The sequence below is a fragment of the Pseudonocardia sp. GCM10023141 genome, assembly GCF_042653605.1.
In genome coordinates this window covers 123,848-141,220 of the sequence record NZ_JBHSIR010000008.1, presented here as the reverse complement: position 1 = coordinate 141,220, position 17,373 = coordinate 123,848, and the positions used below count along the sequence as shown (strand labels likewise).

Annotated in this window: 22 protein-coding genes and 3 tRNA genes; 8 read left to right on the top strand and 17 right to left on the bottom strand. The window is 71.6% G+C overall.

Annotated features, from left to right (window positions below; all coding sequences use genetic code 11):
• Positions 1 to 26 precede the first annotated feature (26 nt).
• The 14 genes from nusG to rpmG (ACFPFQ_RS04135) form a co-directional block, all read right to left on the bottom strand.
• Positions 27 to 956 carry a transcription termination/antitermination protein NusG gene (nusG, locus tag ACFPFQ_RS04200; protein WP_379614921.1) on the bottom strand — a complete coding sequence of 310 codons (930 nt, stop codon included), beginning with the start codon at positions 954 to 956 and terminating at the stop codon, positions 27 to 29.
• A gap of 42 nt (positions 957 to 998) precedes the next feature.
• Positions 999 to 1,334 (bottom strand): preprotein translocase subunit SecE, encoded by a 336-nt coding sequence (gene secE / locus ACFPFQ_RS04195; protein WP_379614919.1) that lies wholly within the window; start codon positions 1,332 to 1,334, stop codon positions 999 to 1,001.
• A gap of 95 nt (positions 1,335 to 1,429) precedes the next feature.
• A tRNA-Trp gene (locus ACFPFQ_RS04190) sits at positions 1,430 to 1,505 on the bottom strand.
• 123 nt (positions 1,506 to 1,628) lie between these two features.
• The gene (locus ACFPFQ_RS04185) at positions 1,629 to 1,922 is read right to left on the bottom strand and encodes a hypothetical protein (protein ID WP_379614917.1); all 294 of its coding nucleotides are present in this window, start codon (positions 1,920 to 1,922) and stop codon (positions 1,629 to 1,631) included.
• Positions 1,891 to 2,142, bottom strand: coding sequence for a DUF6400 family protein (locus tag ACFPFQ_RS04180; RefSeq protein WP_379614915.1), 252 nt, complete (start codon positions 2,140 to 2,142; stop codon positions 1,891 to 1,893). Before ACFPFQ_RS04180 ends, ACFPFQ_RS04185 begins: the two co-directional genes overlap by 32 nt.
• 76 nt (positions 2,143 to 2,218) lie before the next feature.
• Positions 2,219 to 2,623 (bottom strand): MaoC/PaaZ C-terminal domain-containing protein, encoded by a 405-nt coding sequence (locus tag ACFPFQ_RS04175; protein WP_379615179.1) that lies wholly within the window; start codon positions 2,621 to 2,623, stop codon positions 2,219 to 2,221.
• Between the two features lie 32 nt (positions 2,624 to 2,655).
• Complete coding sequence (locus tag ACFPFQ_RS04170) at positions 2,656 to 3,099, bottom strand: FAS1-like dehydratase domain-containing protein (protein WP_379614913.1); 444 nt, start codon at positions 3,097 to 3,099, stop codon at positions 2,656 to 2,658.
• A 7-nt stretch (positions 3,100 to 3,106) separates the two neighbouring features.
• Positions 3,107 to 3,274: a 50S ribosomal protein L33 gene (rpmG, locus tag ACFPFQ_RS04165; RefSeq protein WP_379614911.1), complete on the bottom strand. Its 168-nt coding sequence runs from the start codon at positions 3,272 to 3,274 to the stop codon at positions 3,107 to 3,109.
• Positions 3,275 to 3,314: 40 nt separating this feature from the next.
• Positions 3,315 to 3,390 (bottom strand) — tRNA-Met (locus ACFPFQ_RS04160).
• Between the two features lie 28 nt (positions 3,391 to 3,418).
• Positions 3,419 to 3,491: transfer RNA gene (locus tag ACFPFQ_RS04155), tRNA-Thr, on the bottom strand.
• A 99-nt stretch (positions 3,492 to 3,590) separates the two neighbouring features.
• Positions 3,591 to 3,896, bottom strand: coding sequence for a 30S ribosomal protein S14 (rpsN, locus tag ACFPFQ_RS04150; RefSeq protein WP_379614909.1), 306 nt, complete (start codon positions 3,894 to 3,896; stop codon positions 3,591 to 3,593).
• Positions 3,896 to 4,132, bottom strand: coding sequence for a 50S ribosomal protein L28 (gene rpmB / locus ACFPFQ_RS04145; RefSeq protein WP_379614907.1), 237 nt, complete (start codon positions 4,130 to 4,132; stop codon positions 3,896 to 3,898). The genes rpsN and rpmB overlap by 1 nt, the downstream gene beginning before the upstream one ends.
• 4 nt (positions 4,133 to 4,136) lie before the next feature.
• Positions 4,137 to 4,388: a 30S ribosomal protein S18 gene (gene rpsR, locus ACFPFQ_RS04140; protein ID WP_379614905.1), complete on the bottom strand. Its 252-nt coding sequence runs from the start codon at positions 4,386 to 4,388 to the stop codon at positions 4,137 to 4,139.
• 1 nt (position 4,389) lies between these two features.
• The gene (rpmG, locus tag ACFPFQ_RS04135; protein ID WP_379614903.1) at positions 4,390 to 4,554 is read right to left on the bottom strand and encodes a 50S ribosomal protein L33; all 165 of its coding nucleotides are present in this window, start codon (positions 4,552 to 4,554) and stop codon (positions 4,390 to 4,392) included.
• Positions 4,555 to 4,637: 83 nt separating this feature from the next.
• Between rpmG (ACFPFQ_RS04135) and mrf the strand changes: the two genes are divergently transcribed.
• The 6 genes from mrf to ACFPFQ_RS04105 all read left to right on the top strand — a co-directional run bounded on the left by mrf (position 4,638) and on the right by ACFPFQ_RS04105 (position 12,938).
• Positions 4,638 to 5,897: a ribosome hibernation factor-recruiting GTPase MRF gene (mrf, locus tag ACFPFQ_RS04130; protein WP_379614901.1), complete on the top strand. Its 1,260-nt coding sequence runs from the start codon at positions 4,638 to 4,640 to the stop codon at positions 5,895 to 5,897.
• Entirely contained in the window at positions 5,897 to 6,067 is a 171-nt protein-coding gene (gene rpmF, locus ACFPFQ_RS04125) for a 50S ribosomal protein L32 (protein ID WP_379614899.1), read from the top strand. The genes mrf and rpmF overlap by 1 nt, the downstream gene beginning before the upstream one ends.
• Before the next feature lie 426 nt (positions 6,068 to 6,493).
• Entirely contained in the window at positions 6,494 to 9,508 is a 3,015-nt protein-coding gene (locus tag ACFPFQ_RS04120) for a helix-turn-helix transcriptional regulator (protein WP_379614897.1), read from the top strand.
• A gap of 62 nt (positions 9,509 to 9,570) precedes the next feature.
• Positions 9,571 to 10,857: a cytochrome P450 gene (locus tag ACFPFQ_RS04115; RefSeq protein WP_379614895.1), complete on the top strand. Its 1,287-nt coding sequence runs from the start codon at positions 9,571 to 9,573 to the stop codon at positions 10,855 to 10,857.
• On the top strand, positions 10,854 to 12,554 hold the full coding sequence (locus ACFPFQ_RS04110) for a class I adenylate-forming enzyme family protein (protein ID WP_379614893.1): 1,701 nt from the start codon (positions 10,854 to 10,856) through the stop codon (positions 12,552 to 12,554). The genes ACFPFQ_RS04115 and ACFPFQ_RS04110 overlap by 4 nt, the downstream gene beginning before the upstream one ends.
• A 117-nt stretch (positions 12,555 to 12,671) precedes the next feature.
• Entirely contained in the window at positions 12,672 to 12,938 is a 267-nt protein-coding gene (locus tag ACFPFQ_RS04105; protein WP_379614892.1) for a hypothetical protein, read from the top strand.
• A gap of 15 nt (positions 12,939 to 12,953) precedes the next feature.
• Here ACFPFQ_RS04105 and ACFPFQ_RS04100 read toward each other — a convergent pair whose 3' ends face one another.
• Complete coding sequence (locus ACFPFQ_RS04100; protein WP_379614890.1) at positions 12,954 to 13,169, bottom strand: hypothetical protein; 216 nt, start codon at positions 13,167 to 13,169, stop codon at positions 12,954 to 12,956.
• 169 nt (positions 13,170 to 13,338) lie between these two features.
• On the opposite strand from ACFPFQ_RS04100, the gene tenA reads away from it, so the two are divergent.
• Positions 13,339 to 14,016: a thiaminase II gene (gene tenA, locus ACFPFQ_RS04095; RefSeq protein ID WP_379614888.1), complete on the top strand. Its 678-nt coding sequence runs from the start codon at positions 13,339 to 13,341 to the stop codon at positions 14,014 to 14,016.
• Positions 14,017 to 14,107: 91 nt separating this feature from the next.
• On the opposite strand, the gene ACFPFQ_RS04090 is transcribed toward tenA, so the two are convergent.
• On the bottom strand, positions 14,108 to 14,503 hold the full coding sequence (locus ACFPFQ_RS04090; RefSeq protein WP_379614886.1) for a phage holin family protein: 396 nt from the start codon (positions 14,501 to 14,503) through the stop codon (positions 14,108 to 14,110).
• On the bottom strand, positions 14,503 to 15,735 hold the full coding sequence (locus ACFPFQ_RS04085) for a serine hydrolase domain-containing protein (RefSeq protein WP_379614884.1): 1,233 nt from the start codon (positions 15,733 to 15,735) through the stop codon (positions 14,503 to 14,505). The genes ACFPFQ_RS04090 and ACFPFQ_RS04085 overlap by 1 nt, the downstream gene beginning before the upstream one ends.
• Before the next feature lie 72 nt (positions 15,736 to 15,807).
• Between ACFPFQ_RS04085 and ACFPFQ_RS04080 the strand changes: the two genes are divergently transcribed.
• Complete coding sequence (locus ACFPFQ_RS04080) at positions 15,808 to 17,373, top strand: FAD-binding oxidoreductase (RefSeq protein WP_379614882.1); 1,566 nt, start codon at positions 15,808 to 15,810, stop codon at positions 17,371 to 17,373.

Below are 17,373 nucleotides of genomic sequence, written 5' to 3'. Positions count from 1 at the left end.
GCAGTCCTGCCGACCGCGGCGATGGTTCAGATCTTCGAGACCTGGCTGAACGCCAGCTCGACGGGTGTCTCGCGGCCGAAGATGGACACCAGGACCTTGAGCTTCTGGGCGTCCACGTTGACCTCGTTGATCGTGGCCGGCAGCGTCGCGAAGGGACCGTCCATGACGGTGACCGACTCGCCGACCTCGAAGTCGACCTCGACGGTGGACTTGCCCTGCCCGGACGAGGAGACGGACTTGCCGCTCGCGTCGTCCTTCTTGGACTCGACCTTCGGGAGGAGGAACTTGATGACGTCGTCGTGCGTCAACGGGGACGGCTTCGACGTGGCGCCCACGAACCCGGTGACACCGGGCGTGTTGCGCACCGCGCCCCACGACTGGTCGTTGAGATCCATCCGGACCAGGATGTAGCCGGGCAGCACCTTGCGCTGCACCTGCTTGCGCTGGCCGTTCTTGATCTCGGTGACCTCCTCGGTGGGCACCTCGACCTGGAAGATGTAGTCCTCGACGTCCAGCGTCTGCACGCGCGTCTCGAGGTTGGTCTTGACCTTGTTCTCGTAGCCGGCGTAGGAGTGCACGACGTACCAGTCGCCGGGGGCGCGGCGCAGTGCTGCGCGCATCTCCTCGACGGGGTCGACGTCCTCGGCAGGCACGTCCTCGGCGGGCACGTCCTCGGCCTCGGCGGCGACGGCGTCGTCCGCGTCGGCTTCCTCCGATTCGTCGTCCTCCGACTGGTCCTCGGAGTCGTCCGACTCGTCCTCCGACTCCTCTGAGTCGTCGTCGGCGTCATCCTCGGAGGCGTCATCCGCAACTGCGTCGGCGTCGTCGTCGGTCTCGTCCGTGTCGACGTCGGAGGCCTCGAGAGACTCCTCGGCCTCGTCACCGGCCACGGCGTCGACCTGGTCGGCCTCGGGCTCGACGTCGGTCGGCCACTGGCCGCCGTCCTGGGAGCTCACGTTCGTCTCGCTTCCTTCGTCCAAGTCGTGCGTGATGGCTGGTCAGGTGCCGAACAGGAACAGCACACCCTGCGAGAACACGAAGTCCAGTCCTGCCACCAGCGCGACCATGAACGACACGAAGACCAGCACGACGATCGTGTAGGTGACCAGTTGCTTGCGGCTCGGCCAGATGACCTTGCGCAGCTCGGCGACCACCTCGCGCAGGAACCGGGCCAGCCTGCTGGGCAGGGAGACCTTGGCCGGTCGGGCATCGCGGACCGCGGTGGCCCGCCCCTTGCCCTCGGTGGGCGCGGGGGAAGAACGCCGACCCCGACGGTCAGCGGCGGTACGTGGGCGTTCCCGCCCGTCACCGCTCGCCTCGCGCTCCTCAGTCACGCCTGCACCCTCCAGCTCGCCGGGGGACCACCTGCAGGCCCACCGCCCTCACATCCGTGTACTGCCCGATCCGTATCTGAACTTCTCCTGCACTGTGGCAGGGGCGACAGGACTTGAACCTGCAACCTGCGGTTTTGGAGACCGCTGCTCTGCCAGTTGAGCTACGCCCCTATACCTGCACCACCACGGAACCTCCCGCGGTGGAGGTGCACCACAAACACCGGTGCACCCAGCGGATCGAGTGTACGGCACCCCGCGGACCCGAGGATTCACGGGGCACCGCACGCAGCCGGATCAGGCGGCCATCCGCCCCGGCGGCGGAAAATCGGGCAGGTCGTCGTGCTCGGGCTTCCGGCCCCCGACCCCGAAGCCGGTGTCGTGCCACCAGCGGTGCCAGCAGCCCGGACACTGCAGGAACAGCCTGCGGCCCTCCGCGGCGAGCAGGAACCGCCAGTGCGTCTCGCAGGTGCGTCCGGAGGCGCACGACTCGCAGCCACGCTCGTCGGCGCAGCCCGGACAACCGGTCCAGGCCCGCCGGCAGATGTCGGCGGCGGCGTCACGCACCGCAGGCCCCGGGGTCGCCGCCATCCGCACCGAGCACGCCCGCCTCGACGAGCATGCGATAGGTGGCGAGCTGCTCGGCGTCGAGGTCGCTGTAGAGCATCCGGTGCGCCTCGGTCTCGGCTGCCAGCACCGCGCCGGGGTCGAGGTCGGGCATGGCGGCGACCACGGCCGCCAGCCGGCACTGCTCGTGTGCGGTGAGATCGAGCACGAACGTGGTCGGCTCACCGGCGCGTGGCGGTTCCATCACGGGTATACATAGCCTAAGCAAGGGCAGGCTCACCAGATAGTGCGACGCAGGTAACTCCGCCGGGAACCGCTGCTCAAGCAGGCAGTGCGACCTCGGCAACGGCCTTGCCCAGCACGGTGCGGCCGTCGAACTTCGCCGTGATCGCGATCCGGGCCACACCGTCGGTGACGTCGCTGACCTTGCCCGTGAGCTCCAGCAGCGCGCCCTCGTCGTCGTCGGGCACCACGATCGGGCGGGTGAACCGCACGCCGTAGCTGCGCACCGCGCTCGGATCGCCCACCCACTGCGTGACCAGCCTGCCGGCCAGCGCCATCGTGAGCATGCCGTGGGCGATGACGCCGGGTAGCCCGACCCCGCTCGCGAAGCGGTCGCTCCAGTGGATCGGGTTGAAGTCGCCGGACGCGCCTGCGTAGCGCACGAGATCGGCCCGCGTGACGCGCAGCGACAGCGGCGGGAGCTCGTCGCCCTTGACCGTCATGCCTGCACCGACCGGCACGTCTGCGCCGACCGTCACGACTCCGCCTGCGTGACCAGCATGAGCCGCGTGGTGACCACCGGCTCGCCCGCGGTGTCGGCGACCTCGCAGCGCAGCGTCAGCATGTGGCTGCCGGCGCGGGTGGTGAGATCCTCGACGTGGATGGTGCTGACGAGCTCGTCGCCGCCACAGATCGGCCGGTGCAGCGTGATGGACTGATCGCCGTGCACCATGCGCGAGTAGTCCCAGCCGAAGGCGGGGTCGCGCAGGAACGCCTCGATCACCGGCATCGTGAAGGTGGCCGCGAACGTGGGCGGGGCGACGACGTCGGGATGCCCGGCGGCGCGTGCGGCCACTGGGTCCAGACACACGGAAGCGCCCTCGCCGATGGCAAGGGCGAACTCCCGTACTTTCTCCCGACCGACGCTGTACGGAGCCGTCGGCGGTAGCGCCTTACCGACGTAAGAGAGGTCGGGCACGCTCAGCTCAGCGCGTCTCGCGGTGCTCTTTGTGCGTGCCGCAGTTCGGGCAGAACTTGTTGACCGCGAGGCGGTCAGGGTCGTTGCGCCGGTTCTTCTTCGTGATGTAGTTGCGGTGCTTGCACTGCTCGCACGCCAACGTGATCTTCGGACGGACGTCCGTGGCCTTACCCATGGTGGGTGCCTCCTGGCTTGCGTAACTTCTACCGTCAGTCTGGTAGCGGTGGCCGGACTTGAACCGGCGACACAGCGATTATGAGCCGCTTGCTCTACCAGCTGAGCTACACCGCTATGCGAAGCCGCTCACACGACTTCGCAGAGCCCCTTTACGGAATCGAACCGTAGACCTTCTCCTTACCATGGAGACGCTCTGCCGACTGAGCTAAAGGGGCGGCAGGCCGGGCGACTCGGCTCCGAAGAGCCAGTGCCGCGCGGCCGTTGACGATGCTACACAACCCGTGAACGGGCCCGAAATCCGGCCCGGGCACCCCTCACCAGCTGGACTTCGTCACCCCCGGAAGGTACCCGCCGTGCGCCAGCGAGCGCATCCGGATCCGTGACACCCCGAAGGCCCGCAGGTACCCCCGCGGGCGCCCGTCGACGGCGTCGCGGTTGCGGATCCGGCCGGCACTGGCGTCGCGCGGCTGGCGCTGCAGCTCCTGCTGCGCGGCCAGCCGGTCGGCGTCCGGCGTGCCGGGCCGCGCGATGAGCGCCTTGAGCTCACCGCGGCGCTGCGCGTAGCGCGCGACGACGGCCTTGCGGTGCTCGTTGCGCGCGATCTTCGCCGTGGTCGCCATCAGACCTTCTCCCCACGGGCCCGGATCCGGCCCACCGCCGCGTCGACCCCGATGCGGTCGATCGTCCTGATCGCAGCGGTGCACAGCTTGAGGCGGATGTGGCGCCCCTCGGCCGCGAACCAGTAGCGCCTGGTCTGGATGTTCGGGTCGAACCGCCGGTTGGTCCGCCGGTGCGAGTGCGAGACCGCCTTGCCGAACCCGGGCTCCCGCCCCGTCAGCTGGCATCGCCGCGACATCCGCTCACCCCCTCCCGGCGTTCGGGTACGGCAGCAGCGCCATCTCGCGGGCGTTGCGGATCGCGGTCGCCACCCGCCGCTGCTGCTGCGGTGTGAGCCCGGTCACCCGGCGCGCGCGGATCTTGCCGCGGTCGGAGACGAAGGTGCGCAGCAGCGCGACGTCCTTCCAGTCGACCTCGGTGATCGCCCGCGCGTGCAGCGGATTGGCCTTCCGCTTGGGCGGGCGACCCGACCTGCTCTCCGACCGCGGCGCCACGTCAGCGCTCCTCGCGGAACTCGACGTGCCGGCGCACGGCCGGGTCGTACTTGCGCAGCACGACCCGGTCGGGGTCGTTGCGCCGGTTCTTGCGGGTCACGTACGTGGTGCCGGTTCCCGCCGTGGAACGCAGCTTGACGATCGGCCTGACCTCGTTGCGGGCCATGACCACCCTCCTTCGTAATGAAATTCGTTTTCATCTAGCCTCAACGCTAGCGCACCCCCGGATATGCCAGAAGGAGGGACCCCATGCGACCCGAACTGCTCGTGCTCACCGGCCTGCACGCCGCCGGCGTCGAAGCCGTGGTCGACCGCATCCGCACGCTCGACCCCGACGTCGCGGTGCTGCACCACGACCTGCGAGACATCGGCGACGGCGACGGTCCCGGCGCCGTCCACCGCAGGCTGCGCCGCGGCGCCGACGACCACACCGTCACGCTGCAGCTCGCGCACGGCTGCGTGTCGTGCACCCTGCGCGAGGACCTGCTGCCGACGCTGCGCTCGCTCGCCGCAGCGGACGGGCCGCGGCGGATCGTGCTGCACCTCGATCCCGCGCTGGAGCCCGAGCAGCTGTGCTGGTCGTTGCTGCACGTGCTCGTGGACGGCAGGCCCGTCACCGACGACGTCGACCTCCGCGGGGTCGTCACCTGCATCGATACCCCGAACTGGCTCGACGACGCGACGGGTGACGACGTGCTCGTCGAGCGCGGCATCGCCGATCCCGGCGGTGCCGTCGACGAGCGGACCGTCGCGCAGGTCGCCGTCGGCCAGGCCGAGTTCGCCGATCTCATCGTCACCACCGGCGTCGCGGACGCCTGGACGACCGTGCGCACCGGCGCGGTCCTGTCCCGCCTCGCGCCCGCCGCGGGCCGGATCGCGATCGGCGAGCTGGACCGCCGGGTGTTCCTGCGCACGCTGCCGAGCGGGGCCCGGCGCGGGCGCCCCGACGACGTCCACGGCGCGCTGCTGCGCGGGCAGCCACCGCTGGGCTCCGACTGCGGCGTGCACACCGTGCTGTTCTCCGCCCGCCGCCCGTTCCACCCCGAGCGCCTGCACAACGCCATCGACGTGCTGCTCGACGGCGTGGTGCGCACCCGCGGCCGGATCTGGCTGGCGACCCGCCCCGACGCCGTGCTGTGGCTCGAGTCGGCAGGCGGGGGCCTGCGCGTCGGGCACGCGGGCGACTGGCTCGCCGGCGCCGGTGACGACGCCTGGGAGCACGTCTCCCCCGAGCGCCGCACGATCGCCGCGCTGGGCTGGCACCCGCGGTTCGGGGACCGGTCGCAGGACGTCGTCGCGATCACCCACGACGCCGAGCCGGAGGAGATCATGCGCGCGCTGCACGCCGCCCTGCTCACCGATGCGGAGCTGGCCACGGGCGAGGCGGCGTGGGCACTGCTGGAGGACCCGTTCGGCTGGTGGCACACCGACCCCTGCGAGACGTCCACGTCGACGGTCGGCGGCCCACCGGACCACCGAGCAGCCGACCACGGAACCGAGGAGCACTGATGGCCGTCCCGAAACGCCGCACGTCGCGGTCCAACACCCGCAGCAGGCGGGCCCAGTGGAAGGCACCGGTCCCCGACCTCGTGCCGATCACGATCGACGGGCGTCGCCACCACGTGCCGCGCCGCCTGGTGCGGGCCTACCAGCGGGGACTGCTCGACCCGCCGCGGTGACCACCCTCGGCGACCGCCGAGCGCGCACTGGCTCATGCTCCAACCCGAACCCGTGCGCGTTGATCACTCGACCGGGACCCTCAGGCCCGTTCCATGATCCGCGAATCCCTTACCCCGGCGGCCGGGGACTGAGGGCCCCTCATGACGTGGTCGTCCGATGCCCGGGCCGGTGCCTCAGCACGAACCTCGGGTCATGTTCCTGATGAGCTCGCTATCCAGCATCGAAGCCGACCACCACCGCGACCAGCTCCTCGCCGAGGCCGAGACCCACCGCCTCGCCGTGGCCGCCCGGGCCGCCCGCAAGCGCGCCACGCGCCGCAACGCCCCTCCGGAGGGACCGCCACCGGAGTCGTCCAGGCCGCAGACAGCCCGTCCGCGCGCAAACAACGAGGCAAACAGTCGGTACGCCGTGTCACGATGACCGGCGTGGCGCGGCTGGGAGTCGGAATCGGGCTGGTCGGACGCCGGCAGGAGCTGTCGGCGTTCACCGGCGCGCTCGACCGCGCCCGCGCCGCCCGCCCCACCGGTGTCCTGCTCGCCGGCGACGCGGGGGTGGGCAAGTCGCGGCTCATCGCGGAGGCGGTCGACCGGGCGGTGGCCGGGGGGTTCACCGTGCTGGTCGGCCGCTGCCTCGATTCTGCCGAGTCACTGCCGTACCTGCCGTTCACCGAGATCGTCGGCTCGCTGGCCGTCACCCACCCCGAGCTCATCAACGAGCACGCGGCGCTGCGCCACCTGCTGCCCGGCGGCTGGAACCGCGGCGACGCGAGCAGCGACGACCGCGCGCTCGGCCAGCTGCGCGTGTTCGACGCCGTCCTGTCGGCGCTCGACGCCCTCTGCGCTGAGGGACCGGTCCTGCTGGTGGTCGAGGATCTGCACTGGGCAGATCGTTCGAGCCGGGATCTGCTGGTGTTCCTCCTGTCCCGGCTCACGGCGCAGCGGCTCGTCGTCCTCACCAGCTACCGCACCGATGATCTGCACCGCCGCCACCCGTTGCGGCCCGTGCTCTCCGAGCTGGTCCGGCTGCCCGCCGTCGAACGACTCGACCTCAGCCCGCTCGACGGGCCGCACGCGCTCGACCTCGTACGCCAGCTCGCCGACGGGTCGCTGTCGGAGCAACTGCTGCGTCGGGTGGCCAAGCGCAGCGAGGGCAACGCCTTCTTCGCCGAGGAGCTCGTGTCGGCCTCCTCCGATCGGCTCCCGCACGGGCTCGCGGAGGTGCTGATGGCCCGCGTCGAGGCGCTGACGCCAGCCACGCAGCAGGTGTTGCGGATCGCCTCGGTCGCCGGGCGCCGGGTCCGCCACGATCGCCTCGCCGCCGTGTCCGGGCTGCCAGACGACGAGCTCGAGATGGCACTGCGCGAAGCCGTCACCCACCACGTACTCGTCACCGCGCCGGCCCGGCCCGGTGTCGCGGGTGATGCCTACCTGTTCCGCCATGCCCTGTTGCGCGAGGCGATCTACCACGAGCTGCTGCCCGGTGAGCGCAGCCGGATCCACGCCGCGTACGCGTGGCTGCTCGCCGAAGGCCCCGACGAGCAGGGGGTGGCGGCCGAGCTGGCACACCACGCGCTGGCCGGCCACGATCTCCCGCGAGCGCTCGCCGCCTCGGTGGCCGCCGCCCGCGAGGCCGACCGTCGCGAGGCACCCGCTGAGATGCTGTTGCACACCGAACAGGCGCTCGAGCTGTGGAACGCCGTGCCCGAGGCCGCCACCGTCGCCGCCATCGACGAGGTCATGCTCACCAGGTGGGCGGCATGGGCGGCGAGCGCCACGGGCGACTACGACCGCGGGATCGCGCTGAGCCGTCGCGCGGTGGAGCTGGCCGAGCAGCGCAACGACCCCGTGCTGAGCTCGTCGATCAAGCGGCGCTACGCGATGCGCCTGCTCGAGCTCAGCGGCCGCGAGCACGAGGCGCTCGATGTCGCGATCGGTGCGCGCACCCTCATCGAGGGCACCGACAACACGGCCTCCCACGCCTGGGCCTGCGCGATCGTGGCCCGCGCGCTGTGCAGGCTGGAGCGATGGCAGGAGGCCGCCGACGAGGCGCGGTGCGCGCTCGACATCGCCGCCGCCGAGGACGACAAGATGTCGGTCAGTGCTCGGGCCGATGCGCTGATCAGCCTCGCCGTCTGCGAGGAGCGGGCGGGCGAGCCCGGTGAGGCCCGCACCCGCTGGGTCGAGGCCAAGCGGCTGGCGCGGCGCGGCAACAACATCGGCGTCGAGCTGCGGGCCTACTACAACCTCGGCATGTCCTTGCTCGACGAGGGCAGGCTCCCCGAGGCGAGCGAGGTCTTCGGCGACGGCGAGGCGAGAGCCGCCGAGTCCGGCATCACCTGGAGCATCTACGGCCTCGACCTGCGCGTGGCCCACGTGATCGCCCGGTTCATGCGCGGCGACTGGGATGCCTCCGAGGAGGCTGCCGAGCCGGCAGGCGAGTCCGTGTCCGTGGAGGTGGCCAGCCGGCTCACCGCCGCCGGGCTGCTCACCACCGTCGGGCGCGGGCGGCTGGCCGCAGCCTCCAAGCGCGTGGCCGAGCTCGCCGATTCCCACCCCGTCGACGAGCAGGTGATCCTGCTGCTCGGCCAGGCCGCCGCCGAGGTCGCGTTGTGGCAGCACCACTGGGCCGACGCCGCACGGGCGGTCGACGAGTCGATCGCGGGGATCAACGCCGTCTACCCGTTCCAGATCGGCTCCATCATGCTGGCCGCGCTCGGCATCGCGGCGCAGGCGGAGCTCGCCGCGGCCGGCACGGTGGCGCTGGCCACCGCCGCCGCTGCGGGCCGGGCCTACCTCGAGCTCGCCGAGGAGACCGCAGAGCGCGGCGTCCCACGGGCCGGCCGGATCGGCCCCGAGGGCCGGGCCTGGCTGTGCCGCGCTCGCGCCGAGCTCACCCGCATCACCGGACCAAAGCCGGAAATGTGGGGCGAGGTCTGCGCCGCCTTCGGCTACGAGATCGGCCTGCTGTCCACCGGTGCACCCGAGCAGGCTCCCGAGGTCGTCGGCTACCGGCAGGCCTACGCCCGACTGCGGCGGGCCGAGGCCCTGCTGGTCGAGGGTGGCCTGCACGCCGCCGTGGCCGACGACCTGCGCGCCGCCGCCGCCACGGCCGAGCAGCTGCGCGCGGCCCCGCTGGCGGCCGCGGTGCAGGCCATGGCCGACCGGGCCGGGGTGCGGCTCGACGGCACGGTCGCGCCACGCACCACCGCGGCCGATCCGCTCACCCCGCGCGAGCACTCGGTGCTGGAGAAGGTGGCGGGCGGTCTCACCAACCGCCAGGTCGGCGCCGAGCTGTTCATCAGCGAGAAGACGGTCAGCGTCCACCTGTCCCGGGTGATGGCCAAGCTCGGCGCCAGCAGCCGCACCGAGGCGGTCACCGTCGCGTACGCACGCGGACTGCTGGCCCCGACAGACCACGAGTTGGCGCGCTCAGACCCTTGATGTCGATCTCCCGCTCCCTAGAGTGAGGGTGTGAGCTGGCTCATGCGGGGAAGGGAATCGGCATGACTTCGACGGACACGACCCATGGCGGCACGTGGACCGGGCGACCGAACCTGTCGGACATCGACACGTTCTGGACCGCACCCATCGTCGATCGCGCGGCCGGGTTCGCCGCGCTCCGGGAGCGTGAGCCGGTGCCGTTCTACGCCGAGCCCGAGCTCACCTACCTGCCGCCCGGACCCGGCTACTACGCGCTGACCCGCCTCGACGACCTGACCGAGGCGAGCCGCACCCCCCAGGTGTTCGTCTCCGGGCAGGGCTCCACGTCGGTCGCGGACATGCCGCCGGAGTTCCGTGAGTTCTTCGGCTCGATGATCGAGATGGACGACCCGCGCCACGCCCGGCTGCGGCGCATCGTCTCGCGCGGGTTCACCCCGAAGCGCCTCGGTGACCTGATGGACGACGTGTCGAGCACGGCCGCGACGATCGTCGATGACGTCATCGACGCGGGCGAGTGCGACGCGGTCACCGCGATCTCCGCCCGGCTGCCGCTCAAGATCGTGTGCGACATGATGGGCGTGCCGGAGAGCCAGTACGACTTCGTCTTCGACAAGTCCAACGTGATCCTCGGCGCGTCCGACCCCGAGTACGTGCCCGACGCCGGCAACATCCTCGCCGCGCTACTGGAGGCCGGGCAGGGCCTGTCGGACCTGATGAAGGACCTCGGCAGGCTGCGTGCCGAGAACCCCACCAACGACGTCACCTCCGCACTGGTCAACGCCGAGATCGACGGTGAGCGGCTCACCCCGGAGGAGCTGGCGAGCTTCTTCATCCTGCTGGTGGTGGCGGGCAACGAGACCACGCGCAACGCCATCAGCTGGGGCCTGCACCTGCTCACCGAGAACCCCGAGCAGCGCGCGATCTGGCTCGCCGACATCGACGGTGTCACCCCCACCGCGGTGGAGGAGATCGTCCGCTGGGCGTCACCGGTGATCTTCATGCGGCGCACCCTCGCCGTGGATGCGGTGCTCGGCGAGCGTCCGCTGTCGGCGGGCGACAAGGTCGCGATGTTCTACTGGGCCGCCAACCGCGACCCGAAGCACTTCACCGACCCCGACGCGTTCGACGTGCGTCGCTCGCCCAACCCGCACGTCGGGTTCGGGGGCCCGGGCCCGCACTTCTGCCTCGGCGCCCATCTCGCCCGCCGCGAGATGTCGGTGATGTTCCGGGAGCTGCTCACGCGGGTGCCCGACATCCACGCCACGGCACCACCGCAGCGGCTGCGGTCGATGTTCATCAACGGCGTCAAGCACCTGCCGGTCGCCTTCACCCCGGGCGGGGCCCGGTGACCGGCACGCTCAGCTACCCGGAGCTCCCCGTCGGAGCCGTGCTCGCCGGTGCCGCTCGTCGATTCGGAGAGCGCACCGCGTTGCACTACGTGGGACGTGAGCTGTCGTTCGTCACCCTCCACGCGCGCGCCTGCGCGTTCGCCAACGCGCTGGGGGCAGCCGGTGTCGGGCGTGGCGACGTCGTCGCGATCCACCTGCCCAACTGCCCGCAGTACGCCATCGCCTACTACGGCATCCTGCTGGCCGGGGCCACGTTCTCCCCCACCAACCCGCTGCTCCCGCCCGCCGACCTGGCGGCCCAGCTGGCCGACTGCGCGGCCGTCGCCGCCGTCACCTGGGGGCCCGCGGCGCCCGCGCTGGCCGCCGTCCAGCAGCACACGGCCATCCGGCTGGTGCTGATCACCGACCGCGAGCAGGCCATCGATCCCGGCCACCGGGTGGCGCTCGACGCGGTGGCCGGTGCGCAGGACTTCGAGGCCTTCCACAGCGATGCGCCCACCACCGAACCGGCCGTCGCGATCGACATCCACACCGACCTGGCGCATCTCGCCTACACCGGCGGCACCACCGGCCGCAGCAAGGGCGTGCGCCTGCCGCACCGCAACGTGGTGGTCAACGCGCTGCAGTACGCGTGCTGGGGCTCGGGCGCGGTGCCTGCCGTCGACGGTGCGGGTGGCGTCGTGATCGACCAGGTGGGCAGCGCCGAGGAGTACCCGACACGGCTGGGCACGGGTGTCGCCATCAACCTGACGCCGTGGTTCCACGCGATGGGCACCATCGGGGCGCTGAACATCCCGATGCTCACCGGCACCACCGTGGTGCTGCACGAGCGCTTCGATCCCGGCGCCTACCTCGCCGATGCCGAGAAGTTCGGCATCACGAGCATGGGCGGGGCGCCGCCACTGTTCGGCGCGCTGCTGCAGCACCCGGAGTTCGCCACGCGCGATCTGTCCACGGTGCGCGGGCTCTCCTCGGGCGCGGCCCCGCTGCCGGTCGAGATGATCCAGGCGCTGCAGCGCAGGCTCGGCGACGATGTCGTGATCGCCGAGGGCTACGGCCTCACCGAGGTCACGATGGGCGCCACCACCGGGCCGTCGGGCCGGTCCGGGGTGCGCAAGGTCGGCAGCGTCGGGGTGCCCGTCTACGACACGGAGATCAAGGTGGTGGCTCCGGAGGGCACCGACCTGACACCGCTGCCCACCGGGGAGGCAGGCGAGGTCTGCATCCGCGGCCCGCAGGTGATGCTCGGCTACAAGGACCGGCCGGAGGAGACCGCAGCGGTGCTCGTCGACGGCTGGCTGCGCACCGGCGACGTCGGTGTGATCGACGGCGACGGCTACCTGTCGATCGTCGACCGCAAGAAGGACATGCTGCTCTACAAGGGCTACAACGTGTACCCGCGGGAGCTGGAGGAGCTGCTGCACGCGCAGCCCGGTGTCGTGGGAGCGGCGGTGGTGGGACGTCCTGATCCCGTGGTCGGCGAGCTGCCGGTGGCGTTCGTGGTGGCGCCCGGGCTCGTGGCCGCCGACGGCGATGCGCTGCTCGCCACCGTCAACGAGCTGGTCACGCCCTACAAGCGGCTGCGCGAGCTGCATCTCGTCGACGCCATTCCGGTCTCGGCGGCGGGGAAGGTGCTCAAGCGGGAGCTGCGCGAGCGGCTGACCACGGTGGGAGCGGCGGCGGCCACGGAGTCTTGATCACGCGCTAACGGAGAGCGGCCGGGCGGCGATAACCCGGGCGTACGGACACCGGCACGCGCGCACCGGAACCGGACGCCCAGAGCCGCCAACCGTCTCCGAGATCGGTGGACCGCCATGTCCGTGTCGTGCTTCGCTCCCACCGTCGTCAGCTCGGCCGCCGAACCGCTCACCGTGCCGCTGCGGATCGTCCACGCGCCCCAGCCCGAGGCGCGCGCACGCCGCTCGGGAGCGGGCCGCGCGCTCGACGTGGTGGCCGTGCTCGGCAGGATCGTGACGCTGGCTGCGCTGTTGATCCTGGCGGGTGCGGCGGGCGGGCTGCTCGACGGTGTGTCGGCGAACGAGCCGCCTACGGTCGTGGCCACCATCGGCGGCCACAGCTGAGGTCTGTGGGTCTCCTCAGGCCGCTTCGGCCTGCCCCAGTGGCGCCTTGAGAACGTGGTCGACCAGCCGCATGACGAGCTTGCCGCCACCCAGCCGGTACCCGAACTCCTCCCAGGTGAGCAGCTCCCGGGAGAGCACCTCACCGACAGGACCGGGATAGAGCCTGGTCACCCGGAAAGCGGCGGCGCGTAGCCGCATCTTCTCGTGGTGATCCATCGGTGCAGGAGTCATTCGACCCACCTCCACACGGTGTGCTGCGTTCGGCGCGCTCTCAGCGCTGAGTCGCCACCCGGGGGGCATCCATCGTGAACCTTCCACCAGGGCACCCACCCCTATCGTACCCGAAGAGTGACGAAAATCTCACACTCTGCGCACAGTGCGGTCCGGATAGCGTGCGGTCATGGTCATCACTGATCCCCGTACCCGCGACGTGCTCTGGGCCGGCGCCGAGGACGTGTACGCCGCGATCCTCGAGCACCCGTTCCTGGCCGGCCTCGCCGACGGCACGCTGCCGCGGGAGTCGTTCCGCCACTACATCGTGCAGGACGCGCACTACCTGCGCGGATACGCCAGGGCGCTGGCCGTCTGCGCGGCGAAGGCACCCGACGCCGACGCCACCGTGATGTTCGCCGAGCACGCCGCGGGGGCGATCAACGCCGAGCGCGACATGCACGCCGCGTTGCTGGGCGAGCTCGGCATGACACATGCCGATGCCGAGCGCGAGCCGGTGGCCCCGACGACGCTGGCCTACGTCAGCTACATGCTCGCCGCGGCGCACGGCGGCTCGTTCGCCGAGGCCGTCTCCGCGGTGCTGCCGTGCTACTGGATCTACGCCAGGGTCGGCGAGGAGCTCGTGGCGCGCAGCTCCCCGGACCCGCTCTACGCCCGCTGGATCGCCCTGTACGGCGGTGCGGAGTACCAGGCCGTCGTCGACGCGGTGCTGGACGTGACCGACGCGATCGGCGCCCGCGCATCGGAGGCCGAGCGGGCGCTGATGGAGCGCCACTACCGCACCACGTCGAAGTACGAGTGGATGTTCTGGGACGCCGGCTACCGGCAGGAGCAGTGGCCGGTCTGACGCTTCCGGCCCCGTTGCGGGAAAGTGGCTTTCCTGCAACGTCGTTGCGGGAAAGTGGCTTTCCTGCAATCCGGGGGCGAGGCGTCTGCGCCTACCGCTCGTCGATGCTGTCCGGGATGAGGACGTGCAGCAGGAAGCTGACCACCGACACCACGATGGCACCGAGGAAGGCCGCCCAGAACCCGTTCACCGCGAACGGCAGGCCGATCCCGCCTGCGAGCCAGCCGACGAGCATGAACAGCAGCGCGTTGACGACCAGCCCGACCAGGCCGAGCGTCAGCACGTAGAACGCGCAACCGATCGTCTTGATCAGCGGCTTGAGCACCGCGTTGATCAGGCCGAAGATGAGCGCGACGACGATGAGCGTGCCGATGCGGGCACCCGTCGTACCGGCGGTGTTGTCGATCCCGGGCACGATCAGTGTGGCCACCCACAGGCTGACCGCGACGACCGCGATGCGGACGATGAAAGCGACTGCGCTCGGCATCAGTCCACCAGCGCCTGGTTGACCAGCGTGCGCAGCTGGGACCGGATCGGGTAGGTGCTCGAAGGCATGAGCTGGGTGAAGAACATCGCCGTGATCTCCTCGGCCGGGTCGACGTAGAAGGCGGTGCTCGCGAGACCACCCCACGCGTACTCGCCGTCGTGGGTCAGTGTCTTGCCTGCTGCGGCATCCGTGACCACCGACACGCCGAGACCGAAGCCGACTCCCCGGAACGGGGACTCGGCGAACAGCGGCCTGCCGAAGGTGTCGAGGTCCGCGTTGCCGGGCAGGTGGTTGCGTGTCATGTACGCGACGGTGTGCGGCGACAGCAGGCGCGCGCCATCGAGCGCGCCACCGCGCACGAGCATCTGCGTGAAGCGGTGGTAGTCGGCCGCGGTGGACACGAGGCCACCACCGCCGGACAGGAAGGTGGCCGGTTTGGTGGCGTCGTCGCCGAGCGACCTGTTGCGCAGCAGCCCGCCCGCCGGGTTCGGGACGTAGAGCGTCGCCAGGCGGTCGAGCTGGTCGGGTCGGGCCCCGAAGCCGGTGTCGGTCATGTCGAGCGGGCCCAGGATGTGCTCGGCGAAGAAGTCGTCGAGCGACTGCCCCGACGCCACCTCGACGACGCGGCCGAGCACGTCGGAAGCCACGGAGTAGTTCCACTCCGAGCCCGGCTGGAACAGCAGCGGGATGCTCGCCCAGCCGTCGCACGCGCCGGCCAGGTCCATGCCGCGCGGCACGCCGAACTCGAAGCCCTTCGCCCGGTAGATCTCGTCGACGGCGTGGGCGTGGTGGAAGCCGTAGGTCAGGCCCGCGGTGTGGGTGAGCAGGTGCCAGACGCGCACCGGTTCGGTGGCGGGCACCGTGCCCGGGTTGGCCGCCGAGCCCGAGGTGTAGACGCGCAGGTCGGCGAACGCCGGGATGTAGCGCGAGACAGGATCGGTGAGCTCGAGCGCACCCCGTTCCAGCAGCATCAACGCGGCCACCGAGGTGACCGGCTTGGTCATCGAGTAGATGCGCCACAGCGTGTCGTCGGCGACGGCCCGGCCGGACTCGAGATCGGCCTGCCCGTAGTGGGTCAGGTGGATGACGCGGCCCCGGCGGGCGACGACGACCGTCGTACCCGCGAGCCTGCCGTTGTCGACGTACCTGCGGAAATGGGTGTCGATCCGGGCCAACCGGTCGGCGTCGACGCCGACCTCCGCAGGCTCGGTGTCGATCTTCAGCTGTGCCACCCGGCCGACCCTACCCGCGAGTTGGGTCACACCGGGAGTGCCGCCAGAATCACGGGGCGACCGGAGGTGACCATGAGCGACCGCTCGAGATCGTGGTGGGGCTGGGGCGACGCCGCGAAGGCCGTGCCCGACACCACCTGCGGGCAGCTGGCCGCCGCACTGCCCGGCTGCGCCACCACCCCGGTGCCGGTGCCGGACGTGGCGACGCTGCCGCTGCGGGCGCCGCGGATCGAGCCGCCCGCGGCACTGGCCTGCCGGTTCTCCACCGACCCGTACGACCGCGCCGGACACACCTACGGCAAGTCCTTCCGCGACGTCGTCCGGGCGCTGGCGGGCGAGGTGGCCGCGGCACCGGATCTCGTGGCGTTCCCGGACACCGAGGCCGACGTCGTCGCGATCCTGGACTGGGCAGGCGCGGCGGGGATCGCCGTGCTGCCCTACGGCGGCGGCAGCTCGGTGGTCGGCGGCACCGAGTACCGCGGAGGCGACCACGCCGGGGTCGTCTCGCTCGACCTGACGGCGCTGGACCGCGTGCGCGAGATCGACGCCACCAGCCGGGCCGTGCGGGTGCAGGGCGGCGCGCTGGGTCCGGTGCTGGAGGACCAGCTGCGGCCGCACGGGCTGACGCTGCGCCACTTCCCGCAGAGCTTCGAGTTCTCGACGGTCGGCGGCTGGCTCGCCACCCGGTCCGGCGGCCACTACGCGATGGGTCGCACCCACATCGACGATGCCGTCGAGTCGATGCGGATGGTGACACCGGTCGGCATCGCGGAGTCGTGGCGGCTGCCGGGATCGGGTGCGGGCCCGTCGCCGGACCGGCTGTTCCTCGGTTCGGAGGGCACGCTCGGGGTGATCACCGAGGCCTGGCTGCGCGTGCAGGACCGGCCGGAGCACCGGGCGTCGGACGCGGTGCTGTTCTCCTCGTTCGACGACGCGTTGGCCGCGGTGCGGGAGATCGCGCAGTCCGGCCCGCTGCTGGCGAACTGCCGCCTGCTCGACGGCGGCGAGGCCCGGTTCAGCGGCGCGGGCGACGGGACGCACGCGGTGCTGGTGCTGGGCGCCGAATCCGCAGCCGCGCCCGTCGATGCGGAGCTCGCCGCGGCCGTCGAAATCGCCCGCGGTCACGGCGGCTCGCCGCAGGGCGCCCGCTCCGGCGGGGGTGCGGTCGGGGCGTGGCGATCGGCGTTCCTGCAGGCGCCCTACCTGCGTGACGCGCTCGCGCGCTGCGGCGCCGTCATCGAGACGTTCGAGACGGCCTGCACCTGGGACATCGCCCCGGCACTGATCGACGCGGTGCGGACGGAGGTCGGCGCGGCGGTGGCCGAGGTCTGCGGGACTCCCGGCATCGTCAACTGCCGCATCACCCACGTCTACCCCGACGGGCTCGCGCCGTACTTCACGGTGGCCGCCGCGGGCCGGATCGGTGCGCAGCTCGCCCAGTGGGACGAGATCAAGGCCGCCGCGATGGCGGTGCTCACCCGCCACCGGGCCACCGTCACGCACCACCACGCGGTGGGTCGCGACCACCGGCCCGGCTATGACCGGCAGCGTCCCGAGGTCTTCGCCGTGGCCCTGCGCGCGACGAAGGCGGCGCTGGACCCCCAGGGCATCCTCAATCCCGGCGTGCTGATCGACTGA